At 65.3% G+C, this 23180-nt stretch carries 19 protein-coding genes and 1 tRNA gene; 4 read left to right on the forward strand and 16 right to left on the reverse strand.

Translation table 11 applies throughout. From position 1 onward, the window contains the following. Positions 1-188 precede the first annotated feature (188 nt). The 11 genes from ABD024_RS11820 to uvrB form a co-directional block, all read right to left on the reverse strand. The gene (locus tag ABD024_RS11820; RefSeq protein WP_343852835.1) at positions 189-1154 is read right to left on the reverse strand and encodes a hypothetical protein; all 966 of its coding nucleotides are present in this window, start codon (positions 1152-1154) and stop codon (positions 189-191) included. 116 nt (positions 1155-1270) lie between these two features. Further along, on the reverse strand, positions 1271-4003 hold the full coding sequence (gene tssH / locus ABD024_RS11825; RefSeq protein WP_343852837.1) for a type VI secretion system ATPase TssH: 2733 nt from the start codon (positions 4001-4003) through the stop codon (positions 1271-1273). Positions 4004-4097: 94 nt separating this feature from the next. Next, the gene (gene tssG / locus ABD024_RS11830) at positions 4098-5120 is read right to left on the reverse strand and encodes a type VI secretion system baseplate subunit TssG (protein WP_343852839.1); all 1023 of its coding nucleotides are present in this window, start codon (positions 5118-5120) and stop codon (positions 4098-4100) included. Then, positions 5084-6967, reverse strand: coding sequence for a type VI secretion system baseplate subunit TssF (gene tssF / locus ABD024_RS11835; RefSeq protein ID WP_343852841.1), 1884 nt, complete (start codon positions 6965-6967; stop codon positions 5084-5086). Before tssF ends, tssG begins: the two co-directional genes overlap by 37 nt. A 6-nt stretch (positions 6968-6973) precedes the next feature. Next, entirely contained in the window at positions 6974-7477 is a 504-nt protein-coding gene (gene tssE, locus ABD024_RS11840; RefSeq protein WP_343852843.1) for a type VI secretion system baseplate subunit TssE, read from the reverse strand. Between the two features lie 18 nt (positions 7478-7495). Beyond that, a complete protein-coding gene (locus ABD024_RS11845; protein ID WP_343852846.1) occupies positions 7496-8287 on the reverse strand; it encodes a type VI secretion system accessory protein TagJ in 792 nt (263 codons plus the stop codon). A 197-nt stretch (positions 8288-8484) separates the two neighbouring features. After that, positions 8485-8979 (reverse strand): Hcp family type VI secretion system effector, encoded by a 495-nt coding sequence (locus ABD024_RS11850; RefSeq protein WP_343852848.1) that lies wholly within the window; start codon positions 8977-8979, stop codon positions 8485-8487. 120 nt (positions 8980-9099) lie between these two features. Next, positions 9100-10593 carry a type VI secretion system contractile sheath large subunit gene (gene tssC / locus ABD024_RS11855; protein WP_343852850.1) on the reverse strand — a complete coding sequence of 498 codons (1494 nt, stop codon included), beginning with the start codon at positions 10591-10593 and terminating at the stop codon, positions 9100-9102. A 6-nt stretch (positions 10594-10599) separates the two neighbouring features. Next, the gene (gene tssB / locus ABD024_RS11860; RefSeq protein WP_343852853.1) at positions 10600-11118 is read right to left on the reverse strand and encodes a type VI secretion system contractile sheath small subunit; all 519 of its coding nucleotides are present in this window, start codon (positions 11116-11118) and stop codon (positions 10600-10602) included. 967 nt (positions 11119-12085) lie between these two features. After that, positions 12086-12160, reverse strand: a tRNA-Val gene (locus ABD024_RS11865). 87 nt (positions 12161-12247) lie between these two features. Then, positions 12248-14272 (reverse strand): excinuclease ABC subunit UvrB, encoded by a 2025-nt coding sequence (gene uvrB, locus ABD024_RS11870; RefSeq protein WP_343852856.1) that lies wholly within the window; start codon positions 14270-14272, stop codon positions 12248-12250. A gap of 120 nt (positions 14273-14392) precedes the next feature. On the opposite strand from uvrB, the gene ABD024_RS11875 reads away from it, so the two are divergent. The 4 genes from ABD024_RS11875 to ABD024_RS11890 all read left to right on the forward strand — a co-directional run bounded on the left by ABD024_RS11875 (position 14393) and on the right by ABD024_RS11890 (position 18892). Then, on the forward strand, positions 14393-14986 hold the full coding sequence (locus ABD024_RS11875) for a GspH/FimT family pseudopilin (protein ID WP_343854675.1): 594 nt from the start codon (positions 14393-14395) through the stop codon (positions 14984-14986). A 109-nt stretch (positions 14987-15095) separates the two neighbouring features. Beyond that, positions 15096-15857, forward strand: coding sequence for a glucose 1-dehydrogenase (locus ABD024_RS11880; protein WP_343852858.1), 762 nt, complete (start codon positions 15096-15098; stop codon positions 15855-15857). A gap of 28 nt (positions 15858-15885) precedes the next feature. Then, positions 15886-16323 carry a universal stress protein gene (locus tag ABD024_RS11885; RefSeq protein ID WP_343852860.1) on the forward strand — a complete coding sequence of 146 codons (438 nt, stop codon included), beginning with the start codon at positions 15886-15888 and terminating at the stop codon, positions 16321-16323. Between the two features lie 37 nt (positions 16324-16360). Further along, on the forward strand, positions 16361-18892 hold the full coding sequence (locus ABD024_RS11890) for a cation-translocating P-type ATPase (protein ID WP_343852862.1): 2532 nt from the start codon (positions 16361-16363) through the stop codon (positions 18890-18892). Between the two features lie 125 nt (positions 18893-19017). On the opposite strand, the gene ABD024_RS11895 is transcribed toward ABD024_RS11890, so the two are convergent. The 5 genes from ABD024_RS11895 to ABD024_RS11915 form a co-directional block, all read right to left on the reverse strand. Then, a complete protein-coding gene (locus tag ABD024_RS11895) occupies positions 19018-20397 on the reverse strand; it encodes an ATP-binding protein (protein ID WP_343852864.1) in 1380 nt (459 codons plus the stop codon). Beyond that, on the reverse strand, positions 20394-21071 hold the full coding sequence (locus ABD024_RS11900) for a winged helix-turn-helix domain-containing protein (RefSeq protein ID WP_343852866.1): 678 nt from the start codon (positions 21069-21071) through the stop codon (positions 20394-20396). Before ABD024_RS11900 ends, ABD024_RS11895 begins: the two co-directional genes overlap by 4 nt. 48 nt (positions 21072-21119) lie before the next feature. Then, positions 21120-21671: a cytochrome b/b6 domain-containing protein gene (locus ABD024_RS11905; protein ID WP_343852868.1), complete on the reverse strand. Its 552-nt coding sequence runs from the start codon at positions 21669-21671 to the stop codon at positions 21120-21122. A 26-nt stretch (positions 21672-21697) separates the two neighbouring features. Continuing rightward, entirely contained in the window at positions 21698-21970 is a 273-nt protein-coding gene (locus ABD024_RS11910) for a PepSY domain-containing protein (RefSeq protein WP_343852870.1), read from the reverse strand. A gap of 80 nt (positions 21971-22050) precedes the next feature. Further along, positions 22051-23180: GGDEF domain-containing protein (locus ABD024_RS11915; protein ID WP_343852872.1), on the reverse strand; the 1130-nt coding region annotated here is incomplete at its 5' end.

The following is a 23180-nucleotide window of genomic DNA, read 5'->3' on the forward strand; positions in this document are numbered from 1 at the left end:
TGGACAGCACCTGCTTGGCCGTGGACAGCTGGCTGCTGGTACCGAACTTCAGCCTGGTGCCGCCGAACATATTGACGACCAGTTGCTGGCGTGCGCGCGCCAACTCGCCCATGGCCTTGAACTCGCCCATGCTTAATGGTTTGGATGGCATGTCTCACGCCCCTTATTTCCAGAGCTCAGATTGAAGTTCAACGACTCTTTGCCAACTGCTTGATGAGGTTGTTCTGCGTTTTCACCAACTCTCTGACCCTGAATCCGGTGGACTCCGATTGCTCACTAATACCTGCCTTGGATGCATCGGCCATCTTCGCCACATGACCCTGCGCGAGAGCCCCTACCTTTCCGCTGCTTTCGGGCCTCACGACATGCTTGAGCTTCACTTGCTTCAACTGTGCCTCAAGTCCACTCGGACCACCGATTACCTTCGCATGTTGATCACGCAGACTGCTTACGGGGTCAGCAGCTTCGACAACATGCTGTGCCACCCCCGCAAGCAAGGGATTGATCAATGCTTCCACGGCAAACTGCGTGTTCCAAGCATCCACTTCCTCCGGTAATGCGCGGTACTGCACATACATCGTCTGCAGGTGAGTGAGCACATTCCCGCGATGGACACGGTTGGCACCCCATACTGAGTCGAACCATGTTCCGACCGGCAGTTCAACCTTGTATTTATTCCAGCTAACACGGCCCCGTGCCTCCGCGTGCTGAATTATCTGAAGAGGAAAGTACATCGTTGAGGCAATGTGCGCCGGCCTGACATCAATACCGTCAAGCCAGGGATTGGTAAGTTCGCCAGCGAGCACACCCTGAGCGCAGCGATACCATTGCTCGCCATGCCGTGCCTCGTGGTAGAGCACACTACAAAAACTGACGAAATCGGCCTGCGTCAAACCATGAACGTCAGATTTGAGGCTGTTGATGTCGAGTCGCCAATTCTGCGCGTCAAAATGGCCGTTCATGTGAGCGTCCATTTTCTTGAAGAAGAAAGCGAAATCGGGCAGAGCCGTACTTCTGGTCACAGTTCGAATGGCATCTTGAATAGCTGATCGCCGACGTGCCGGCGCCTCACGCTGCCAGTCCCGGTAAATGTCGACACAGTCTTGCGCAAAGGCAGACATGACGTCTGCTTCACTCATAGTGGGGCTGGGCATGATTGCTCCTTGGTATCAGCAGAATTCGTGGACAAGAATCTTCTTCGACATAGCCCTCAACGTGAGCCGAAAGGTGCCGCACAACGGAAAGGGATTCGGATCATTCCCCATCCGCCTCAGCCAAACGCATAGCTGAAATCGCCATCCTTCACCTGCACCTGCACCCGCGCAACCGCCTCGCCCTCCATCATCTTGGTGAGGAACGCGCGCGAGATGTCCGGCAGCATCGAGTTGGTGAGGATCGCGTCGATCATGCGCCCGCCCGATTCGGTCTCGGTGCAGCGCTCGACGACCAGCTTCACCACGTTCTCGTCGTATTCGAACGGGATCTTGTAGCGGGCCTCGACGCGCTTCTTGATGCGATTCAGTTGCAGCTTGACGATCTTGCCAAGCATCTCCGGACTGAGCGGGTAGTACGGGATCGTCACCAGCCGGCCCAGCAACGCCGGCGGGAAGATCTTCAGCAGCGGTTCGCGCAGTGCCTTGGCCATGCCCTCGTGATCGGGCATCAGGTCCGGGTCCTTGCACAGGCCGGCGATCATGTCGGTGCCGGCATTGGTGGTCAGCAGGATCAGGCAATTCTTGAAGTCGATCGAGCGGCCTTCGCCGTCTTCCATCACGCCCTTGTCGAACACCTGGAAGAAGATCTCGTGGACGTCCGGATGGGCCTTCTCCACTTCGTCCAGCAGCACCACGGAGTACGGCTTGCGGCGCACCGCTTCGGTGAGCACGCCGCCTTCGCCATAACCGATGTAGCCGGGAGGCGCGCCCTTCAGGGTGGAGACGGTATGCGCCTCCTGGAACTCGCTCATGTTGATGGTGATGATGTTCTGCTCGCCGCCGTACAACGCCTCGGCCAGTGCCAGCGCGGTCTCCGTCTTGCCCACACCGGAGGTGCCGGCGAGCATGAACACGCCGATCGGCTTGTTCGGATCGACCAGGCCGGCGCGCGAGGTCTGGATGCGCTTGGCGATCATTTCCATCGCGTGGTCCTGGCCGATGACGCGCTGGCCCATCAGCGCGGCCAGGTTCATCACGGTCTCGACCTCACTCTTGACCATGCGCCCGACCGGGATGCCGGTCCAGTCCGAGACCACCGAACCCACCGCCTGCTGGTCCACCGACGCCAGGATCAGCGGGTGCTCGCCCTGCAGCTCGGCCAGCTGCGCCTGCAACCCCTTCAGCTCTTCCAGCGCCGCGGCACGTTCGGCTCCTTCGAGCGCGGCCACGCCTTCCGCCGCCGCTTCCTTGTTGGCCGACTCCTCCAGCGAGCTGCCGGTCCCTTCGACCGGCGCGCTGGTGCCGCGCAACCTGGAACGGATGTCGAGAATCTTCTCGACCAGCTCCTTCTCGATGATCCAGTTCGCCTCCAGCGTTTCCAACCGGGCCTTCTGCGTCGCCAGCTTTTCGCTGGCCGCTTCCTCGCGTGCCGCCACCTCGACGCCGACGTTCTTCTCGCGGCCGATGATGCCCAGTTCGGTTTCCAGCGCCTGGATGCGCTTGCGGGTGTCATCCACTTCCGCGGGCACCGCATGCTGGCTGATCGCCACGCGGGCACAGGCTGTGTCGAGCAGGCTCACCGCCTTGTCCGGCAGCTGCCGCGCGGGGATGTAGCGGTGCGACAGCTTGACCGCGGCCTCCAGCGCCTCGTCGAGGATCTGCACCTTGTGGTGCTTCTCCATCACGCTGGCGACGCCGCGCATCATCAGGATCGCCTTTTCCTCGCTGGGTTCGTCGATCTGCACGGTCTGGAAGCGGCGGGTCAGCGCCGGATCTTTCTCGATGTGTTTCTTGTATTCGGCCCAGGTGGTGGCGCCGATGGTGCGCAGGTTGCCGCGCGCCAGCGCCGGCTTGAGCAGGTTCGCCGCGTCGCCGGTGCCGGCCGCGCCGCCGGCACCGACCAAGGTGTGCGCCTCGTCGATGAACAGGATGATTGGCCGGGTCGACGACTGCACCTCCTCGATCACCTGCTTCAGGCGGTTCTCGAATTCGCCCTTCATGCTGGCGCCGGCCTGCAGCAGGCCCACGTCGAGCACGCGCAGTTGCACGTCCTTCAGCGGCGGCGGCACGTCGCCGATGGCGATGCGCATGGCGAAGCCCTCGATCACCGCGGTCTTGCCCACGCCGGCTTCGCCGACCAGCATCGGGTTGTTCTGGCGCCGGCGCATGAGGATGTCGACCAGCTGGCGGATCTCGTCGTCGCGACCGACGATCGGGTCCATCTTGCCGCTGCGCGCCTGCTCGGTGAGGTCGATGGTGAACTGCGCCAGCGCCTCCTGCTTGCCCATCTGCGCCGGCGACATCGCGCCGCTGGCCTCGCCCGGCACGCTGCCGCCGCCCATGCGGAAACCGTCGTTCGCATGCTGCCCGTCTTCCGGCGAACCGGCGACGACCTCGGCGAATTTCTCCAGCAGCGCCTCGGGCTTGATCTTGTCGAATTCGGCCGAGATGTGCAGCAACGCATTGCGCAGGTTGCGCGTACGCATGCAGCCGACGAGCAGGTAGCCGGTGCGCACTTGCCCCTCGCCGAACATCAGGGTGGCGAACACCCAGCCGCGCTCGACCGCTTCCTCGACGTCGCTGGAAAGATCGGAGATCGACGAGGAACCGCGCGGCAGCCGGTCCAGCGCATCGGTGATGTCGCGCGCCAGGTTCGACGGGTTCAGGTTGAACTGCTTGACGATGCGATGCAGGTCGGAGTCCTGCAGCTGCAAGATCTGGTGGATCCAGTGGACCAGCTCCACGTACGGATTGCCGCGCAGCTTACAGAATACGGTAGCGCTTTCGATGCCCCGGAAAGCCAGCTTGTTGAGCTTTCCAAACAGGGCGCCGCGACTGATCTCGGCCATGGTCTTCAATCCTTATGCAGTAGTTGTCGATCCAGCTGTCTTTTGTTGCAAAGTCATTCCAGAGCCCGGGGTCGCCCGCCCCGCTGCCGCACTCCTAACCGGCCGGCTTCAGCACCACGTCGTCGGCATCGCCGTCGCGCTGCGGCTGGCCCATCCATGTGCTCAGACCCATGCGGCCGCTCTGGCCCAGGCGGGTCGTGGGTACATCGGATTTTTTCAGCACCAGTTGCACGTCCCAGGCCTTCTCCTCGCCCACATAGGTCTTGACGGCGGCGACCAGCTGCTTGAGCGCTTCGCCACCGGGCAGGAAATTGTTGAACTCGGCCCGGCTCAGCGGCCCCAGCCGCAGGCGGAAACGCTGCTGGCTGCCCCAGACGTACTCGCCGGCAACCGCCGTAAGCCCCAGTGCCGCCACCTCGCCCGATCCACCGAGCCGCAGATGGGCGGATGACGGCAGCCGCATCCACTCGGCCACGAATTCGACGATGCCCACCGGAATGCGGAAGAATCGTTCGAGCAGCCCGCGCAATCCCTCGGCATTGCGGGTCTGCTGCAGCAGGCGGCCGGCAAAGAAACGCTTGAACTGGTCGGGCAGCGCATCGCGGCCGTCGAGGCCCGGCGTGGCCAGACCCACCAGCGCGCCCATGTACAGGCGGAAATGGTCCTCGGCTGGGCGGTCCAGCTCCACGGTCGGCTGCGAGTCGGCCCAGGCCCGGTAGAACAGGCTCATCATGCGATGATGAAAGATATTCGCGAACGCGGTGAAGGTGGTGTCCTTCGCGTTCAGTTCGCGATCCATCGCGTACTCGGTAAGGTGCAGCGGCAGCGGCGCATTCGGGCCGAACAGGCCGAAGAACAGGCCATGCAGGCGCGCCGGCTTGCCGGCACCGCCGGGCTGGTAGCGGTCGACCGTTTTCGGGGCGAACGCCAGCGACGGCGTCTGGCACAGCCGCACGAAATCGTCCGCGGCCTTGGCCGAATGGCCCAGCCGCGGACGTTCGGAATACGCGCACTCCAGCCGACGGGCCGCTTCGAAGAACTCGAAGGCCTCGGGGTGGTCGCGCAGCGCGATCTCCAGCGCTACAGCGTCTGCCGTGTTCCCAGCCTGGCGGGCCATCGGGCAACCTCGTTGCGTTCCAGCGTGCGCAGAACGGTTTCGGTGAAGGAGTTGATGGATACGTAACGCGCAAAGAACTGCTGCATCACCGCGCCAAGCAGGAAGGCGCCGGTGCCTTCGAATGCGCCGTCGTCGCAGGTCAGGGTGATTTCCAGGCCGCGGCCGAAGGTGATTGGGCCGGGTACCGGGACGCGCCGCACGATGGGCTGCGAACTGACCGCCTTGACGCCTTCGACCTGGCGCAACGCGCTGGAGTCGAACTCGTCGCAGTACAAGGTCAGCATCTCGCGCAACGCCGCGGCGCCTTCGCCCGCGTTGTTTTCCAGCAGCGACACGTAGTTCAGCTGCAGGTGACTGAGCAGCCGCCACGCAGTCTCGCCGGTGGCCACCGACGCACGCGGCTTGGTCGGCCCGGCGACGCAGCGGATCGACTCCACCGGTGCGCCGGTTTCCAGGGTGAAATCGGTTTTCGACTTGCCCACCGGCATCTGCAGCGGCAGGTCGCGATTGGTGCACATCAGCATCATGCCGATCTGGCGCAGCTGGGTGGAGTAAGGCGCCTCACTGGAGTCGACCAGGGAGATGAACATCTCGTTGCCGATATAGCTGGAGCGCGCGCCTTGCCGCTTCTGCCGCGACGAGATCAGGCGCGGCTCGCGGCGAATCGTGTAGTAGGCCGAATGCTGGCTGTGCCAGGTACGCTCGTCACAGCCGTAGAACGGCAGGAAGCGCTGTTCCGGTTCCTGCTTGTCGCCGAAGCCCTCGACGCTGCCGATGCTGTGCACCTCGAAATCCATCGGCCGGGTGCGGTCGGCGAGGATGTGGTATTCCGTCTTGCCCTGCTGCAGGTGGATGCGGTCGGCACGGCGCGGAAACAGGTTGATCGCCGGCGTGCAGAACAGCCGAAAATTGTTCACGTCGACTGCGTTGTGCAGGCTGGCCACGCTGCGGTCGAACAGCACCACGATCTCGAACTCGTTGCCCTTTGAACGTGCCAGCACGGATTTCAGGCCACTGAATTCGGCAAACAGGAAGCGCTCGGGGCAGGCGAAGTATTCCTGCAGCAGCCGGTAGCCGCTGAACGAACGTCCGCTATAAGGAATCAGCGCCTCGTTCTCCTCGAAGCCCTTGCGACGGATGCTCGAAGCATCGAAATGCCGGCTGATCTCGCCGCTGGCACCTTGCGTGCGCACGATGAAACCGGTGGCGTTGCCCAGCAGTTGCTCGTACAGGCGCTTGGGAAGCTCGTCCGCACCGGCAATGAACACGGGGAGGTCGTCCAGCGCCAGCATGTTCGCCTGCGCGCCGGCGGTCACCCGGAACTTCAACCGCAGGCCAGCACGCACCGACTTGCCCGCCGGCAAGGTCACGCCTGCGGCCGCTATCGCAGCGGGTGTCTCCAGGTACTTCGCGTCGATGAGCTCCAGCGGCCACAGCGTGACGTCGTGGGCCGTGCGGTATTCGCAGGCCGTGCGGTCGTCCTTGCCGATCAGGCTGCGCAATGCCGTATGGCGCTCCACGACGTGACCGGCCAGCAGACCGCTTTCCTTCAGGTCCGGCTGCATCTGCACCACCGCCATCGAAGGCACCGGCGCGAGGTAATGGGGGTAGATCATCTCCAGCAGGTGCTGGGTAAACACCGGGAACTGCGCATCCAGCTTGAGCTGCACGCGGGCCGCGAGGAAGGCGAACCCTTCCAGCAGCCGCTCCACGTAGGGATCGGCACACTCGAAGCCTTCCAGCCCGAGTCGCCCGGCAATCTTCGGGTACTCGCGCGCGAACTCGCCGCCCATCTCGCGGACGTGTTGCAGCTCCCGGTTGTAATAGCGCAGCAGGCGTGGGTCCATGGATGATCAGCCGAAGCCCTCCGAAACCTTGAAACTGCCGGTATCCAGGTCGACCTCGGTCTTCAGATAGAGATTCAGCGGAATCGGCTGGGCCCACATTTCCGACTCGATGTTGAACATCAGCGCCTGCCGATCCATCCGCGCGGATTTCGCGATTGCCGTGACCCGCAGCGTATTGGCGGTAAGTCGCGGCTCAAAGGCGAGAATGGCATCCCTGACCTGTCGCTGCAGGATGTCCGAATTGATACCCGACAAGGCCACCCCGGTGAGGTCGGGAATGCCGAAATTGAGTACCGAGCAGGAGACTTCCGGGTAATCGCCCAGATCGGCGTCCACGCTCAGATTCACGCAATTCAACAGCCACGAAATGTCGCGCGTGACACAGTCGCGCAGACGCGTCGCCGAGATCACGCGCTTCTCGCGACTCTCCTCGAGCTTGCCCGGCTCGTCGTCGGTGAGTCGATCGAGCAGCGAAGGCTGAAGTCTTTCCTGGGTGGTCAATTCAGCCATGGCACGCTCACGCTCCGGTCAGTGGGTGTCGAAGGTGATCAGCCGGGTATCGAGCAACGCGTAGTCGTCCGCGTCGGTCGCCAGCATCCGTTGGCCAAGGCCCACCTGAAGATCCGCCCCGGCGTCGACCCATTCCGTCTTGCGCGCCAGTACGAGGTCGTTGTCGTCGGCCCGCTCGGAGCCGGGGTAGCGCCCGGGAATGAACCCGATCGCCTTGCCGCCGTTGGTCCACGTCACTTCCGCGGGCACCCAGATCTTGTCGCGCAGATCGGTCGGCGCCTCGAATTTCAGTTCCCGCAGACGTGAGAACGGTACCCAGGAGTAGCCGCCGTTGACGACGATTTCCAGACACGGACCCAGCCGGGGGTCGGCATCCGCGATCCATCCGAACGGCGTGCCGTCGATGCTTCCACTCACGGCGGGAGCCTGCTCGAAGGCCTGCCCGCGCAGATCGGCGGCCTGCTCGTGGCGCCCCTCCGCGGTCAGCTTGAGCGCCTGCAGCAGCAGCGCCAACCATTGCTCCGGTTCGCCGATGACCACCGGCAGGCGCTTCCCCGCAAAGACGTCGGCGCGTACCTGCTCACCTTTCAACGCCTCGGTATAGGCACCGACCAGCATGGCATTGAGAGGCTCCAGTTCGCCGCTGACGTTCAACTGGTTCTGTGCCCGCTCCCACTGTCCAAGCAGAGCCAGCAACTGGAACAAAAAAACCCGACGCTTGGCATCCGCCGGGTTGCTGCGCACTTCAGCTGCAAGCAGCTGCAGCGCCTCGTCTGGTCGGCCTTCTTTGAGTTTGCTCTCGGGTGTCATTTCATCTCTCGGGGGCCAGCCATGGGTCATGTCGTCGACATGCCCCGTACGGGAATACCTGGAGGCGACCTCTGGACAAGCAGTCAGACACGCAACGTCACGCCGGGTCGAACCCGTGCGTGATGTTCGACGCAGAATCCACCTGCGCAGAGATCCCCTGAAAACCAGGCCTCAATCGGATACGGCGAAGGGCCGGATCAGCTGGCCTTGACTTCCTCGACGCTGTAGCCAACGGTGCCCGCCGAAGCCACGGCACCCTTGTCGTCCTGCTTGAAGTATTCGATGTCGAATTTCGCGAAGCTGAGCGACACGTTCTCGGTGAGCATGTCTTCGCCGCCGGAGCCGCCCGTGGAATAGCTCGTGACCATCGCGCTGGTGAGCTTGATGGTGAAGTAGTCTTCCTGCTTGCCGCCGGCCTTCGAAATGAACAGGGTGACGGTGGTGATATGCGCACCGGTCACGAGTGCCTTGATGAAGGCCGTGGAGCTCTTGTCGATGTACTTGGTGAAGCTGATGTCCTGCACATTGGCCTTGCCCGCGCCGCCGCCGGTGCCGTGGCCGAACGAACCGCTCTGCGACAGGCCCCATGACCAGGCCAGAAGCTGGATCTGATCCTTGTGCTTTTCATGCTTGGACTCGCCAGTGAAGGTGACGCTGCCGCCTTCCAGTTTCAGGTGCATGTCTAATGCCATGAGAATTCTCCTTGTCTGTTGGGATCAGTTGAGCCGGACGGCCCGCATGTCTCGCGGACCTGCCAGGCAATAACGGGTGTTGCAACCTACTTTGAAACCAAGAGCATCCGTCAGACCGGGTCAGCTCTTGGCAGCCGACGGCAAACGAGACACGAGCCTCAAGGAAACGGTCAAACCCTCCAGCTGATAATGCGGCTTGAGGAAAAATTTCGACGTGTAATACCCCGGTGCTCCTTCCACCTCTTCCACCACCACTTCCGCCGCGGACAGCGGCTTGCGTGCCTTGGTCTCCTCGCTGGAGTTGGCCGGGTCGCCGTCGACGTACTGATTGATCCACGACGCCAGCCAGCGCTCCATCGCATCACGGTCCTTGAACGAACCGATCTTGTCGCGCACGATGCACTTCAGGTAATGCGCGAAACGGCAGCACGCAAACATGTACGGCAGGCGCGCACCGAGCGCCGCGTTGGCGGTGGCATCCGGATCGTCGTACTCCTCCGGCTTGGCCAGCGACTGCGCGCTGATGAAGGCCGCCATGTCCGAGTTCTTGCGATGCACCAGCGGCATCATGCCCATCTTGTCCAGCTCGGCCGAGCGCCGGTCGGTGATCGCGATCTCGGTGGGGCACTTCATGTCCACGCCGCCATCGTCGGTGGGGAAGGTGTGCGCCGGCAGGCCTTCCACCGCACCACCGGACTCGATGCCGCGAATCCGTGAGCACCAGCCGTACATCTTGAACGAGCGGTTGATGTTCACCGCCATCGCGTAAGCGGCGTTCTGCCAGGTGTACTTAGACGAATCCGCACCGGCGGTGTCTTCCTCGAAGTTGAACTCCTCCACCGGATCCGTCGCTGCCCCGTAAGGCAGTCGGGCCAGCGTGCGCGGCATGGTCAGGCCGATGTACTTGGCATCGTCCGATTCGCGCAGCGAACGCCAGGCGGCGTAATCCGGCGTGGAGAACACCTTGGCTAGGTCGCGCGGATTGGCCAGCTCGTTCCAGCTGTCCATGCCCATCAGGGTGGAGCCCGCCGCTGAAATGAACGGTGCATGCGCGGCCGCCGCGACCTGCGCGATGCCGGTAAGCAGCTCGACATCGGGCGGGCTGTGATCGAAGTAGTAGTCGCCGACCAGGCAGCCATAGGGCTCGCCGCCCAGCTGACCGTATTCCTCTTCGTACAGCTTCTTGAAGATCGGGCTCTGGTCCCAGGCCGTGCCCTTGTAGCGCTTCAGGGTCTTGGCTAGCTCCTTCTTGGAGATGTTCATCACGCGGATCTTCAGCTGCTGATCCGTCTCGGTGTTGTTGACCAGGTGATGCAGGCCGCGCCATGCGCTTTCCAGCTTCTGGAAGTCGGCGTGGTGCATGATCAGGTTGATCTGCTCACTGAGCTTGCGATCGATCTCAGCGATGTAGGCGTTGATGGTCTGCGCGACGTCGTCGGAAACGATGTCGGACTTGCTCAGCACCTGCTCGGCCAGTGTGCGGACCGCCGATTCCACCTCTTCCTTTGCACGGTCGCTCTTGGGCTTGAATTCCTTGTTCAGCAGTGCGGCGAAATCGCCGGCATCCAGAGTCTGTACGGCACCGCCCTGTTCGGCGAGTTTTTCGGTTGCCATGCTCGCTTACTCCCCGTCTTTGTTGTTGTCGGCCGGCTTGGGCGCCGATACCAGGGACTGCAACAGTGCCGGATCCTTCAGCGCCTGCGCGATCAGGTTCTCGGCGCCGGCCTTGCCGTCCATGTAGGTGTCGAGATTGGCGAGCTGGGTACGTGCCTCGAGCAGCTTGGCCACCGCCCCCACCTTTCTGGCGACCGCAGTCGGCGAAAAGTCGTCCATGCTTTCAAACGTGATGTCCACGGCGAGATTGCCCTCACCCGTCAGGGTGTTCGGCACCGCGAAGGTGACCCTGGGCTTCATCGACTGCAGGCGGCTGTCGAAATTGTCGGCGTCGATCTCGAGCGCCTTGCGCTCCTCAACCGACGGCAGCTCACCGGCATTGGCGCCGGAGAGGTCCGACATCACGCCCATCACGAAAGGCACCTGGACCTTTTTCTGTGCGCCATAAACCTCGACGTCGTATTCGATCTGCACGCGTGGTGCACGGTTGCGTGCGATGAATTTCTGACTGCTTTGCTTGGCCATGCGATGTCTCCCAGTAAATGCTCTTCCGATGTTGAATGGAGCGATCAATTCGGCGCGGCGTGAAGCTGGCTTGCCGCGGGAAAGCGGGGCGTCGGTGTAGCGGTGTCAGGGCGGCGCAGTCACCTGCGGCGCCGGATTGCCGTCGATCTGCTGTCGATGCCTGTAGCGACGCCGGCTTCGCCGGGGCTACCGCATGTCACGACTCGCGTGAACCTGCGAAATCTCCGGCAACACTCAGTTGGTCCGGTCAGGCATTGACCGATATGCGTGTTCTTGAATGCCGCGATCGGTGCGATCTGGCCCAGCCAAGCCCGGCGTATGCCAGGCGGCTCGCGCGCCACGGATCAACTCCATGGTCGCCAGATGGGTGCGTTCGCGAGCGTGATCGTCCCCCTTCATTCCATGTGCTGGACAGGCATGCAGGGCATCCACACTTGCCCTGCCCGGATTCCTTTAACCACTCCGCCATCAGGTTCATCCCCACGACCTGACGAACACACACGACTTCCTGGCGGCGAAGTGTCTGCTGCCCTCCATCCGACCTGCCGTCACCGAAATACTGCCTGTTGCCAGCGCAGTCTCTGTGAAAGATGGAAGCCCCCGACTCTAATGCAACGAAGCGCTTTGCCCCCGCTCCGCTTGAATCCTCAACCAGACTGATCCATTTATTAACGTACAGCGGCCGACGCCTGTCTGCAAGCTGAATTTCAATTTGCCGGCGCGGCCGAGGACAGAATCATGCGTAACCGCTGGGAAAGCCGCAACTGCTGCTGCCGCACGACAAGAATGCATCGGTGAGGCGGGATAACTGCCTGGACGATTGCTGCGGCGACAGTAGACGATTTCACAACCTGGCCTGCCGGAAATGACGGCGTCGGCCCACAAAAAAGCCGCCCACGAGGGGCGGCTTTTCAGGTTTGCTGCGTACGGCCGCGATGGCAAGAATGCCGGCGCCACCGTCATAAGGTGGTGGGCGGTACAAGGATCGAACTTGTGACCCCTACCATGTCAAGGTAGTGCTCTACCGCTGAGCTAACCGCCCGTATCGCGCATACCAGCTACGCGAGCCGCGCAGTATACGGGAGCTGCCGGCGCTCGACAATATCCCGCCAGCGAACGGGTTGCCGGCTCAGCGCAGGGCCTGCTCGCGCAGCTGGTGGATCTGGTCGCGCAACCGGGCGGCGTCCTCGAATTCCAGGTTCTGTGCGTGCCTGTACATCTGGGCTTCCAGCTTCTTCAGCATGCCTGCGACCTGCGGCGCGCTGAGCGCGGCGTAGTCGGCGGCCTGTTCGGCCACGGCGACGCGGCCGCGCGCGGACGACTTGCCGCCGCGGCGATTGCCGGCCTCGCTGCGCGCACCCTCCATGATGTCGGCGATACGCCGCACGATGGTGGTCGGGGTGATGCCCTGCTGCAGATTCCACGCGACCTGCTTTTCGCGGCGGCGGGCAGTCTCGTCCATCGCTGCCTGCATCGAGCGGGTGACGTTGTCCCCGTACAGGATCGCCTTGCCGCGCACGTTGCGGGCGGCGCGGCCGATGGTCTGGATCAGCGAGCCGGTGGAACGCAGGAAACCTTCCTTGTCCGCGTCGAGGATCGCCACCAGCGATACCTCGGGCATGTCCAGACCCTCGCGTAGCAGGTTGATGCCGACCAGCACGTCGAACTCGCCCAGGCGCAGGTCGCGGATGATCTCGCTGCGCTCGACCGTCTCGATGTCCGAGTGCAGGTAACGCACCTTCACGTCGTGCTCGGCGAGGTATTCGGTGAGGTTCTCGGCCATGCGCTTGGTCAGCGTGGTGACCAGCACGCGGTCGCCGATCGCCACACGCTTGTGCACCTCGCTGAGCAGGTCGTCGACTTGGGTGCGTACCGGGCGCACCTCCACTTCCGGGTCGACCAGGCCGGTCGGGCGCACCACCAGTTCGGTCACCGCGTCGCCGGACTTGTCCAGCTCGTACGCGCGCGGTGTGGCCGAGACGTAGATCGCACGCGGCACGCGCTCCTCCCACTCCTCGAAGCGCAGCGGCCGGTTGTCCATCGCCGAGGGCAGGCGGAAACCGAACTCGACCAGGGTTTCCTTGCGCGAGCGGTCGCCCTTGTACATCGCGCCGAGCTGCGGCACGGTGACGTGCGACTCGTCGACCACCAGCAGCCCATCGGCCGGCAGATAGTCGAACAGCGTGGGCGGCGGCTCGCCCGGCGCGCGCCGGGTCAGGTGGCGCGAGTAGTTCTCGATGCCCTGGCAGTAGCCCACCTCGGCCATCATCTCCAGGTCGAAGCGGGTGCGCTGGTCCAGCCGCTGCGCCTCGACCAGCTTGTTCTCGCGATACAGCAGCTCCAGCCGTTCCTTCAGCTCGACCTTGATCGTCTCGACCGCGTTCAGCACGCTCTCGCGCGTGCTGGCGTAGTGCGTGCGCGGGTAGACCGTATAGCGCTGCACCTTGCGGATCGTCTCGCCGGTGAGCGGGTCGAACAGCGCCATGTTCTCCACCTCGCCGTCGAACAGCTCGATGCGCAACGCCTCGGTCTCCGACTCGGCCGGGAACACGTCGATGATCTCGCCGCGCACGCGGTAGGTGCCGCGGCGCAGCTCCATCTCGTTGCGGGTGTATTGCAGCTCGGTCAGCTGGTGGATCAGCTTGCGCTGGTCGATCCGCTCGCCCTTGGCCAGGATCAGCCGCAGTGAAAGGTAGTCCTCCGGATTGCCCAGGCCGTAGATCGCCGACACCGTGGCCACGATGATCGAGTCGCGGCGCGACAGCAGCGCCTTGGTCGCCGACAACCGCATCTGCTCGATGTGCTCGTTGATCGAGGCGTCCTTCTCGATGAAGGTGTCCGACGCCACCACGTAGGCTTCCGGCTGGTAGTAGTCGTAGTAGCTGACGAAGTATTCCACCGCGTTGTGCGGGAAGAACTCCTTGAATTCGCCATACAGCTGCGCGGCCAGCGTCTTGTTCGGCGCCATCACGATGGTCGGGCGCTGGATGCGCTCGATCACGTTGGCGATGGTGTAAGTCTTGCCCGAGCCGGTCACGCCGAGCAGGGTCTGCGTGGCCAGGCCGGCCTCGAACCCCTCGGCCAGGCGTTCGATCGCCTGCGGCTGGTCGCCGGCGGGCTGGTAGGGGGCGACGAGTTGGAAGCGGTCAGTCATCGGCTACAGATGTGGGTGCGACAGGTCATTTTAAATCGCCCCTGCTGACAGGACGCGTCAGCAGGAACCGACATCCGGGTGGCGGTCGGACTGCTGGCCGGGCGACGGCAACGCCCTAGCATGAACCTTCCGGACCACGCAGGAAGCGACACCGTGACGGTTTCAAGGAATCCCGGGCCATTGCGCCGGCAGCATGGCATGACCCTGATCGAGCAGATCATGGTGCTCGCCATCATTGCGGTACTCATGGGCATCGCCGCCCCGCCCCTGCGGCAGTTGTTGAGTCGCAACGAACTGCGGGTCGCCCAGACCGATTTCATCGCAGCCCTGCAACATGCCCGCGCGGCTGCCGTCACGGGCGGCAGGCGCACGCTGTTCTGCCCTACCCGGGATGGCAGCAGCTGCAATGACTCGACACGATGGGAAAGCGGCTGGCTGCTCGGTCGCGACAGCAATCACGATGACCAGCCCGACGATGGTCCGCTGCACGTCGGCCAGGGCTACGCGGGAAAAGTGGCCATCTACAGCAGCGGCGGCCGGCACGTCGTGCGTTTCCATCCCGACGGCAGCGCCAGTGGCAGCAACATCACCCTGCTGTTCTGCCAGCCGTCCAGCGCGAGCGATGCGCTCGTCGTCGTGGTCTCCAACGCCGGCCGTATCCGCGGCGCCCCTGCCAACTCCGCCCAGGCCGCCACCTGCACCCAGCTGAAATGATTCGCTGCGGCGACATCGACGCGTCGGCATGACCTCCACTTGACCCCGATCAATACCCGGGCATACCGGCACGTACATGCTCTGCGTCAATCCCCCGAGGAGGCGTGGCATGGGCAGACTGAGCGGCAAAGTGGCATTGGTGACCGGCGGTGCCGTGGGTATCGGCGCCGCCTGCGTGCGCCGCATGCGCGAAGCCGGCGCGCGGGTGGCCATCGCCGACCTGCACGACGAGCCGGGACAGCAGCTGGCCGCGGAGTTCGGCGACGACGCACGCTACTTCCACGCTGACGTCGCGGTGGAAGCCGACGTGGCGGCAGCGATCGCCGCCACCGTGGCCACATTCGGACGTCTGGACGTCCTCGTCAACAACGCCGGCATCGCCGGGCCGAACAAGCCGACCCATGAACTCACCGAGGCCGAATGGGATCGGGTGCAGGCCGTCAACGTGAAAGGCGTGTTCTTCTGCACCAAGCACGCGATTGCGCCGCTGCGCGCGGCCGGTGGTGGCAGCATCATCAACGTGTCGTCGATCTACGGCCTGGTCGGCGCGCCCGACGTGCCGCCGTACCACGCATCCAAGGGTGCGGTTCGCCTGATGAGCAAGACCGATGCACTGCTGTACGCGGCCGATCGCATCCGGGTCAACTCGATCCATCCCGGCTTCATCTGGACGCCAATGGTGGAGCAGCACATCGCGTCCATGGGCGGTGACCCTGAACAGCACCGCCGCGAAGTCGGAGCGCTGCATCCGCTGGGTCACATGGGCGACCCGGACGACATCGCGTGGGGCGTGGTCTATCTCGCCTCCGACGAGTCGAAGTTCGTGACTGGCAGCGAGCTGGTCATCGATGGCGGCTATACCTGCCGCTGATTATCGAGAAGAAAGTGAGGAGTTCACCATGTTCAAGCACATCCTGCTGCCCACCGACGGTTCCGAACTGTCCCTGCGCGCGGTCGACACCGGCATCGAGCTGGCCGCCAAGCTGGGATCCCGCGTGTACGCGTTCCATGTGATCGCACCGTTCCCTGCCTCCACCTATTTCGCCGAGTTCGTCCAGGCCAACGAGCCCGCATACACCCAGGAAGCCAATGCCAACGCCGAACGCTACCTGGCCGACGTGCGTCGGCGTGCGGAGGCCGCCGGCGTCTCTTGCGAAAGCAGCTCCGAGGTCGATGCGCGACCCTACTCCGCCATCGTCGACGCTGCCCGCAAGCACCAGTGCGACCTGATCGTGATGGCCTCGCACGGCTGGCGCGGCTTCGACCGGCTGCTGCTGGGCAGCGAGACGCACAAGGTGATCCTCAACGGCGACGTGCCGGTGCTGGTTTGCCGTTGAGCGACATGCTCGGCGCGAGTGGCAGCCGGACTGATGCATGAGCGAAGCAAGGCCACCGCAACCGGCCAGCCGCCCCGGGCTTGATCCGGCCGAGGCCGCGCGCCGACTGGCCGAACATGGCCCGAACCTGCTGCCGGGCAGCACGCCCAAGAGCCTGTTCGCGATCGTCCGCGGCGTGCTCACCGAGCCGATGTTCCTGATGCTGCTGGTCGCCGGCGGCCTGTACCTGGCACTGGGCGACCGCGCCGAAGCGGCGTTCCTGCTGTCAGCCGTGTTCGTGGTCATCGGCATCACGCTGATGCAGGAACGCAAGACCCAGCGTGCGCTGGAATCGTTGCGCGAGCTGTCCGCCCCGCGCGCGCTGGTGATCCGCGGCGGCCAGGAAATCCGCGTACCCGGGCGCGAGGTGGTGGTCGGCGACCTGCTGGTGTTGCATGAAGGCGATCGCGTCGCCGCCGATGCGCACCTGCTGGACGGCCACCTGGATGTCAACGAGTCGCTGCTGACCGGCGAGGCGGTGCCGGTCACCAAGCTGCCGGGCAACGACGCCGGCGAGCTGTTCGCCAGCACGGTGGTGACCAAGGGCGTCGGTACCGCCGAGGTCCACGCGGTCGCCGAATTCACCGCCGTCGGCCGGATCGGCCAGGCGCTCTCGTCCACCGTCGAACCGGTATCCAAATTGCAGCAGGCCTCGCGCCGGCTGATCCGCAACCTCGCCACCGGCGGACTGCTGCTGGCCACGGCGTATGCACTGCTCGGCTGGCTGTGGGACGGGCACGGCCTGCTGCAGAGCGTACTGGCCGGCATCGCGCTGACCATGGCAATCCTGCCAGAAGAAATTCCGGTGATCCTCACCGTGTTCCTCGCGCTGGGCGCGTGGCGGATCTCCAGGCACAAGGTGTTGACCCGGCGCGTGCCGGCGGTGGAGGCGCTCGGCGCGATCTCGGTGCTGGCGGTCGACAAGACCGGCACGCTGACGCAGAACCGCATGCAGGTCGCCGAGCTGCGCCTGGTCGACGACAGCTCGCACGACGAGGATGCGACCGAGCTGCCCGAACCGTTCCACGAGCTGGTCGAGTTCGCCATGCTGGCAACGCCACTGGATCCGTTCGACCCGATGGAGAAGGCGATCCAGCAGTTCGGATTGCACTGGCTCACTGACACCGAACATGTGCACGCCGCATGGTCGCCCGAGTTCGAGTACGGCCTGTCGCCGGACATCCTGGCCATGACTCGCGTGTTCCGCGGCGATGCGCGCGCGCAGCACCTGCTGGCCACCAAGGGCGCACCTGAGGCAGTGATCGACCTGTGCCATCTGCCCGCCGCCGACGCTGCGGCCATCCTGCGCCAGGTAGAGGCCATGGCCGAACGCGGCCTGCGCGTGCTCGGCGTGGCCCGCGGCGAGTGGCATGGCGCGGCGCGGCCGCGCAGCCAGCACGACTTCGATTTCCGCTTCCTCGGCCTGGTCGGCTTCGTCGATCCGCCGCGCCCGGAGGTACCTGCGGCCATCGCCGAATGCCGCACCGCCGGCGTGCGCATCATCATGATGACCGGCGACCACCCGGCCACCGCACGCGCGATCGCTCGTCAGGTCGGCCTGAGCGAGCGTGCCGAGGTGATCACCGGCGCGGAAATGGCGACCCTGGACGACGCTGCGCTGCACGAGCGCCTGCGCCACTTCGACTTGTGCGCGCGGCTCAAGCCCGAGCAGAAGCTGCGCTTGGTGCAACTGCTGCGCGACAACGGCGAGGTGGTGGCGATGACCGGCGACGGCGTCAACGACGCACCCGCGCTGAAGGCCGCCGACGTCGGCATCGCGATGGGCGAGCGTGGCACCGACGTGGCGCGCGAGGCGGCCGCGCTGGTGCTGCTGGACGACAGCTTCGCCAGCATCGTCAGCGCGATCCGCCAGGGCCGGCGCATCTACGACAACATCACCAAGGCCACCCGCTTCGTGTTCGCCGTGCACATGCCGATCATCGCGCTGGCACTGGTGCCGACCCTGCTGCACTGGCCGGTGCTGCTGATGCCGGTGCACATCGTGCTGCTGGAACTGCTGATCGACCCGGCCTGCTCGGTGGTGTACGAAGCGGAGCCTGCTGCCGACGACATCATGCGGCGGCCGCCGCGCGCACCGTCGGACTCCCCGTTCGCCGTTGCCAACCTGCGCTACGCGGTGATCCAGGGACTCGGCTTCGCCGGCATCCTGCTATTCGGTTACGGCCTGCTGCTCGGCCAGAACGTCGACGCTGCACAAAGCCGCGGCGCGGTGTTCATCGCCTTGGTGCTCGGCCTGTTCCTGCTGACCCTGGCCAACCGCGACCTGTCCCACCCCGCACTGGCCCGCACTCCAGAGAAAAACCCTTGGCTGCCACGGATGTTCGGCGGCGTGGCGCTGATGCTGGCGGCCGTGGTCAGCGTGCCGTTCCTTCGCGGCGTGATGGGGCTGGCCGTGCCGGGCACGGCCCCACTGCTCGCCGCCGCCGGCATGCTGACCGCTGCCATTGCGTGGCTGGAACTGCTACGCCACACGGCCCGCGGCAGCCTGCGCGGCGCAGCGGCGCACTGAGACGGCCGCGCACGCCGACGTGCCGCACACGGTGGCAGCGGTCGCGCCAGTCGCGCAACGGGTCCACCTCCCTGGCCACGACTCAACCCGACCGACGCAGTACGCCGCAAGGCGGCTCCGGCCGCTCAGACGTAGTCGGGTGCATGCGGCGCGAGGGTCGCGACGCGCGGAAGGCTCAGGCTGACCCGCGCGCCGCCCAATGCGGAACGGCCGAACGCCAGTTCACCATGATGCAGGCTGGCGATCGCCTGCGCGATCGACAGGCCCAGGCCGCTGCCCTCACCCACGCTGCCTTCGGGGCGGTGGAAGCGTTCGCCCAACCGCGCGGCATCGGTGGACGCGAAGCCGGCACCGTCGTCATCCATATCGAGGGTGACCCGGTCGGCATGGCCGCCGACGCGCACGTTGACTTGGCCATGCTCGGGCACGTGGCGCAAGGCATTGTCCAGCAGGTTCTGCACCAGGATGCCGAGCATGCCGCGACTGCCCAGCACGAAGTCGTTGCCCTCGTGGTCCAGCGACAGCTCGATCGAGCGCGCCGCCGCGCGCTCGCTGGCGTCGCGCAGAGCGGCTTCGGCCACGCTCGCCAGGCGCAACGGGCCGGCATCGTCCAGTTCGGTCAGCTTCTCGACCCGCGCCAGCATCAGCAGCTGGGTCACCAGCCGCTGCATGCGGTCGAGCGCATCCTGTGCGCGCTGCAGGTGCAGCGCTCGAGTGGCCGCGTCGTCGCTGCAACCGGCGAGGTCCAGTTCCAGCCGCAGCGCCGCCAGCGGATGGCGCAGCTCGTGGGCGGCGTCCGCGGTGAAGCGGCGCTCATGCTCCAGACTGAGCTTGAGGCGATCGACCAGCTGATCGATCGCCTTGGTGAACGGCGCCAGCTCGACCGGCACGCGTTCGTCGGTGAGCGAGGCCGTCATCGGGCTGGTTCCGGCGGACAGGCTGCGGGTCAGCTTGCGCAGCGGTTTCAGCCCGCTGCGCAAGCCGGCGAACACCATCGGCGGCACCAGCGCCAGCAGCGCCAGCAGTGCCAGCAGCGCCGGCGCCAGCAGTTTGCGCATCAGCTCGTCGCGTTCGTCCAGCGGCGCCGCGACCTGGATCCAGTACTGCCGCTGCGCATCCCAACGCTGGAATACCCGCCAGCGTCGCTGCCCGTGGCTGATCGAATGGAAGTGCACGTCGGCCGGGCCGAAGTTCAGCGCGGGCAGTTCGGTACTGCCGATCAGCAGCTGGCCGCGGGCATCGCGCACGGTGATGGCGGGTCGATGCGCGGTGGCGTCGGAGTCCAGCGCCTGTCTGTCCGGCAGGCGTACCGCGCCGAACCGTGCCGACGTGTCGGGCATCACCGCGAACACGCTGGCGGCGGTGCGCACCAGCATCTGGTCGAAGATCTCGTCGACCTCGTGCAGGCTGCGCCAGGCCAGCCAGCCGCCGGCGACGCACCACACCAGCACGATGCCGGCCACCAGGCGCAGCACCAGCCGCCGGTTGAGCGAAGGGCGGATCATGATGCGACCTGTCCGGCCGGCGCATTGATCGCGTAGCCGATGCCGCGCAAGGTGCGGATCCAGCCCGGTCCCAGCTTGTGGCGCAGGTGGTGGATGTGTACCTCCACCGCATTGCTGGCCACCTCCTGATCCCAGCCGTACAAGGCTTCTTCCAGCTGGTCGCGCGAATAGGCGCGGCCGGGGTGGCGTACCAGGGTTTCCAGCAGTTGGTATTCGCGCGCGGTCAGGTCCAGTACCGCGCCTTCCAACGTGGCGACGCGCGCGGCCGGGGTGACTTCGAGCTCACCCACGCGGATCGCCGACTCGATCTGGCCATCGGCCCGACGCAACAGCGCACGCAGGCGGGCGGCGAGTTCGTCCAGATGCACCGGCTTGACCACGTAATCGTCGGCGCCGGCATCCAGCCCGGCGACCCGGTCGGAGAGCTCGTCGCGGGCGGTCAGCAGCAACACCGGCGTGGCGTCCCGGCGCCGGCGCATGCCGGCGATGATCACCGGCCCGCTGCTGCGCGGCAGATTCCAGTCCAGCACCGCGGCGGCGTAGGTGGTGTCGGCCAGCGCGGCGGCGGCCTGGCTGCCGTCGGTGATCCAGTCCACCGCATAGCCGAGCTGGCGCAGGCCGTCGGCCAGCGCCTGCCCCAGTGCCCGGTCGTCCTCGGCTAACAGGATACGCATGGCCGGATTCTAGTCAGCGGAGCGCGCGCCAATTTGACCTGAGGCAATTCATCGCAGGTTTCCGTCACCGGCATCGTCGTGCTCCAGCGCGCGCTTGCGGCCGTGAATCATCGAGGCGATCAGGTTCTCGCCGTAATGGACGCTTTCGCCCACCGCCGCCAGCACGTGCACACCGACCAGGGCCAGCACGCCATAGGCCAGCGCTTCGTGCAGATCCTCCAGCCAGCCGGCACCAAAGAACGCGTCCGTCGTCTGCAGCCAACCGGTGACTCCCACCAGCAGCACGCCGGCGAGCAGGGCCAGGATCATCACCGCCGCGCCCGGGTTGTGTCCCAGTTGCCGCTGCGAACGGCCGGCCAGGCGTGCGCGCAGGTAATCGCGCACGCGGCGCGGGCCGGGCACCCAGTCGCCGAAGCGCGCGTGCCGCGTGCCGACCCAGCCCCACACGAAACGCACGGCGAGCAGGGCCAGCACGGCGTAGCCGATCCCGCGGTGGACCAGCTCGCCGTCTTCGGTGAAGAAATTGGCGAGGAACAAGCCCGCCAGCGACCAGTGAAATACGCGTACCAGCGGATCCCACACCTTGACCATGGCATTCATGGGCTTGTCCTCGCGTCAGTGGTTGATCAGCCGCCCTTCTTCTTGACGATGTGGCCGTCGGTGGGGTCGAAGTAGATCTCCACCTTGTTGCCGGCCTTGTCCTTGCCGTAGATCTCGTAGCAGTTGCCGGTGACCTGGAACACCTTGATGGTGTAGCCCTGGTCGAGGACTTTCTGTTTCATCGCCGCTTCGGTCAGCCACTGCGCACGCGGTGCACTGGTGCATTGCGGTGCGGCGAAGGCGGACGCCGACAGCGCCGCGGCGACGAGGAACAGGGGTGCGATGACGATGCGTTTCATGATGTGCCTCCGGTTTCGGCATGATTGCCTTGGATGGCATTGCAACCGGGAAGGCTTATGTGGGTCTTAAGAGTCGCGCGTCAGGTTCCCGACCGCGGGGCCGCCTCCGGCGACGCAACCGCTGTTGCCGTCACCACCCTGTCGCGCCCTGCGTGCTTGGCGTCATACAGCGCGGCGTCGGCGCGCTGGATCAGATTCTCGGCGTCGTCGCCGCGGGCGGACTGCGCCACGCCGATGCTGATCGTGACTGCGCACTGCGGCCACGCATAGCCGCGAAACGCATCGAGGATGCGTGCCGCCACCTCGCTGGCACCTGTCTCGTCGGTATCCGGCAACAGCAGGGCAAACTCCTCGCCGCCGTAGCGTGCGGCCGTGTCCGACGGACGCAGCGCGGCGCCGAGCAGATGGCCGGTGACGCGCAATACCTGGTCGCCGGCGAGGTGGCCGAACTCGTCGTTGTAGGCCTTGAACCGGTCCAGGTCGAGCATCAGCAGCGAGAACATCCTGTCGTGCTCGCGCTGGCCGTGCAGCAAGCCGGCCAGCGCCTCGCCGAACGCGCGCCGGTTGGCCAGCCCGGTCAGGATGTCGGTGCCGGCGTCGTAGCGCAGCAATACGCTCTCGCGACGCTGGCGTTCCAGCGTATCGAACAGGTTCGCCACCCACCACACCAGTCCTGCCACCGCGCCGCCGCTGAACAGGGCCATGAACACGAACGCCAGCGTTTCGGGCAGACCCAGCCAGGACTGCAGCAGCTCGAACACGAACGCAAAGACCACCGGCAGCAGCAACGCCGGCAGCAGTAAGTGGCGCGCCAGCGCGCCACCCAGCGTATCTGCCGTGGCCACCCGAGTCAGTCCGAGGGTAGGTGTGGCGGACAGCCAGCCCAGGGTCGCCAGCAGCAAGAGCAGCGTGGTGTGGAGCGGCACCCGACCGAACGGCATGCCGTTGCTGCCGGCCAGCTCAATGCCGTACGAGGCCAGACCGCTCATCGCGATCGCCAGCAGGCCCACGGCAAACCCCTCGCGCAGGTACAACCAGCGCCGGACAGGCAGCAGCAGGCCCAGGCCACCGAGCAACACGAATGCCACCGCGACAGGCTCCGCCATGCGTCCGGGCCACGGGCCTGACCACCGGGCCGGCGTGACGCCGAACAGGTGGTCGATGCCCAGATCCTCCACCCATAGGTATTCCACCAGCGTAGCCGTGCCGA

Source organism: Rhodanobacter soli, assembly GCF_039523495.1.
GTDB lineage: Bacteria > Pseudomonadota > Gammaproteobacteria > Xanthomonadales > Rhodanobacteraceae > Rhodanobacter > Rhodanobacter soli.

Coding starts and splice junctions, on each gene's coding strand:
- ABD024_RS11820 (WP_343852835.1), bottom strand. CDS start 1,154: ATGCCCAGCCCCACTATGAGTGAAGCAGACGTCATGTCTGCCTTTGCG.
- tssH (WP_343852837.1), bottom strand. CDS start 4,003: ATGGCCGAGATCAGTCGCGGCGCCCTGTTTGGAAAGCTCAACAAGCTG.
- tssG (WP_343852839.1), bottom strand. CDS start 5,120: ATGGCCCGCCAGGCTGGGAACACGGCAGACGCTGTAGCGCTGGAGATC.
- tssF (WP_343852841.1), bottom strand. CDS start 6,967: ATGGACCCACGCCTGCTGCGCTATTACAACCGGGAGCTGCAACACGTC.
- tssE (WP_343852843.1), bottom strand. CDS start 7,477: ATGGCTGAATTGACCACCCAGGAAAGACTTCAGCCTTCGCTGCTCGAT.
- ABD024_RS11845 (WP_343852846.1), bottom strand. CDS start 8,287: ATGACACCCGAGAGCAAACTCAAAGAAGGCCGACCAGACGAGGCGCTG.
- ABD024_RS11850 (WP_343852848.1), bottom strand. CDS start 8,979: ATGGCATTAGACATGCACCTGAAACTGGAAGGCGGCAGCGTCACCTTC.
- tssC (WP_343852850.1), bottom strand. CDS start 10,593: ATGGCAACCGAAAAACTCGCCGAACAGGGCGGTGCCGTACAGACTCTG.
- tssB (WP_343852853.1), bottom strand. CDS start 11,118: ATGGCCAAGCAAAGCAGTCAGAAATTCATCGCACGCAACCGTGCACCA.
- uvrB (WP_343852856.1), bottom strand. CDS start 14,272: ATGACTGACCGCTTCCAACTCGTCGCCCCCTACCAGCCCGCCGGCGAC.
- ABD024_RS11875 (WP_343854675.1), top strand. CDS start 14,393: ATGAACCTTCCGGACCACGCAGGAAGCGACACCGTGACGGTTTCAAGG.
- ABD024_RS11880 (WP_343852858.1), top strand. CDS start 15,096: ATGGGCAGACTGAGCGGCAAAGTGGCATTGGTGACCGGCGGTGCCGTG.
- ABD024_RS11885 (WP_343852860.1), top strand. CDS start 15,886: ATGTTCAAGCACATCCTGCTGCCCACCGACGGTTCCGAACTGTCCCTG.
- ABD024_RS11890 (WP_343852862.1), top strand. CDS start 16,361: ATGAGCGAAGCAAGGCCACCGCAACCGGCCAGCCGCCCCGGGCTTGAT.
- ABD024_RS11895 (WP_343852864.1), bottom strand. CDS start 20,397: ATGATCCGCCCTTCGCTCAACCGGCGGCTGGTGCTGCGCCTGGTGGCC.
- ABD024_RS11900 (WP_343852866.1), bottom strand. CDS start 21,071: ATGCGTATCCTGTTAGCCGAGGACGACCGGGCACTGGGGCAGGCGCTG.
- ABD024_RS11905 (WP_343852868.1), bottom strand. CDS start 21,671: ATGAATGCCATGGTCAAGGTGTGGGATCCGCTGGTACGCGTATTTCAC.
- ABD024_RS11910 (WP_343852870.1), bottom strand. CDS start 21,970: ATGAAACGCATCGTCATCGCACCCCTGTTCCTCGTCGCCGCGGCGCTG.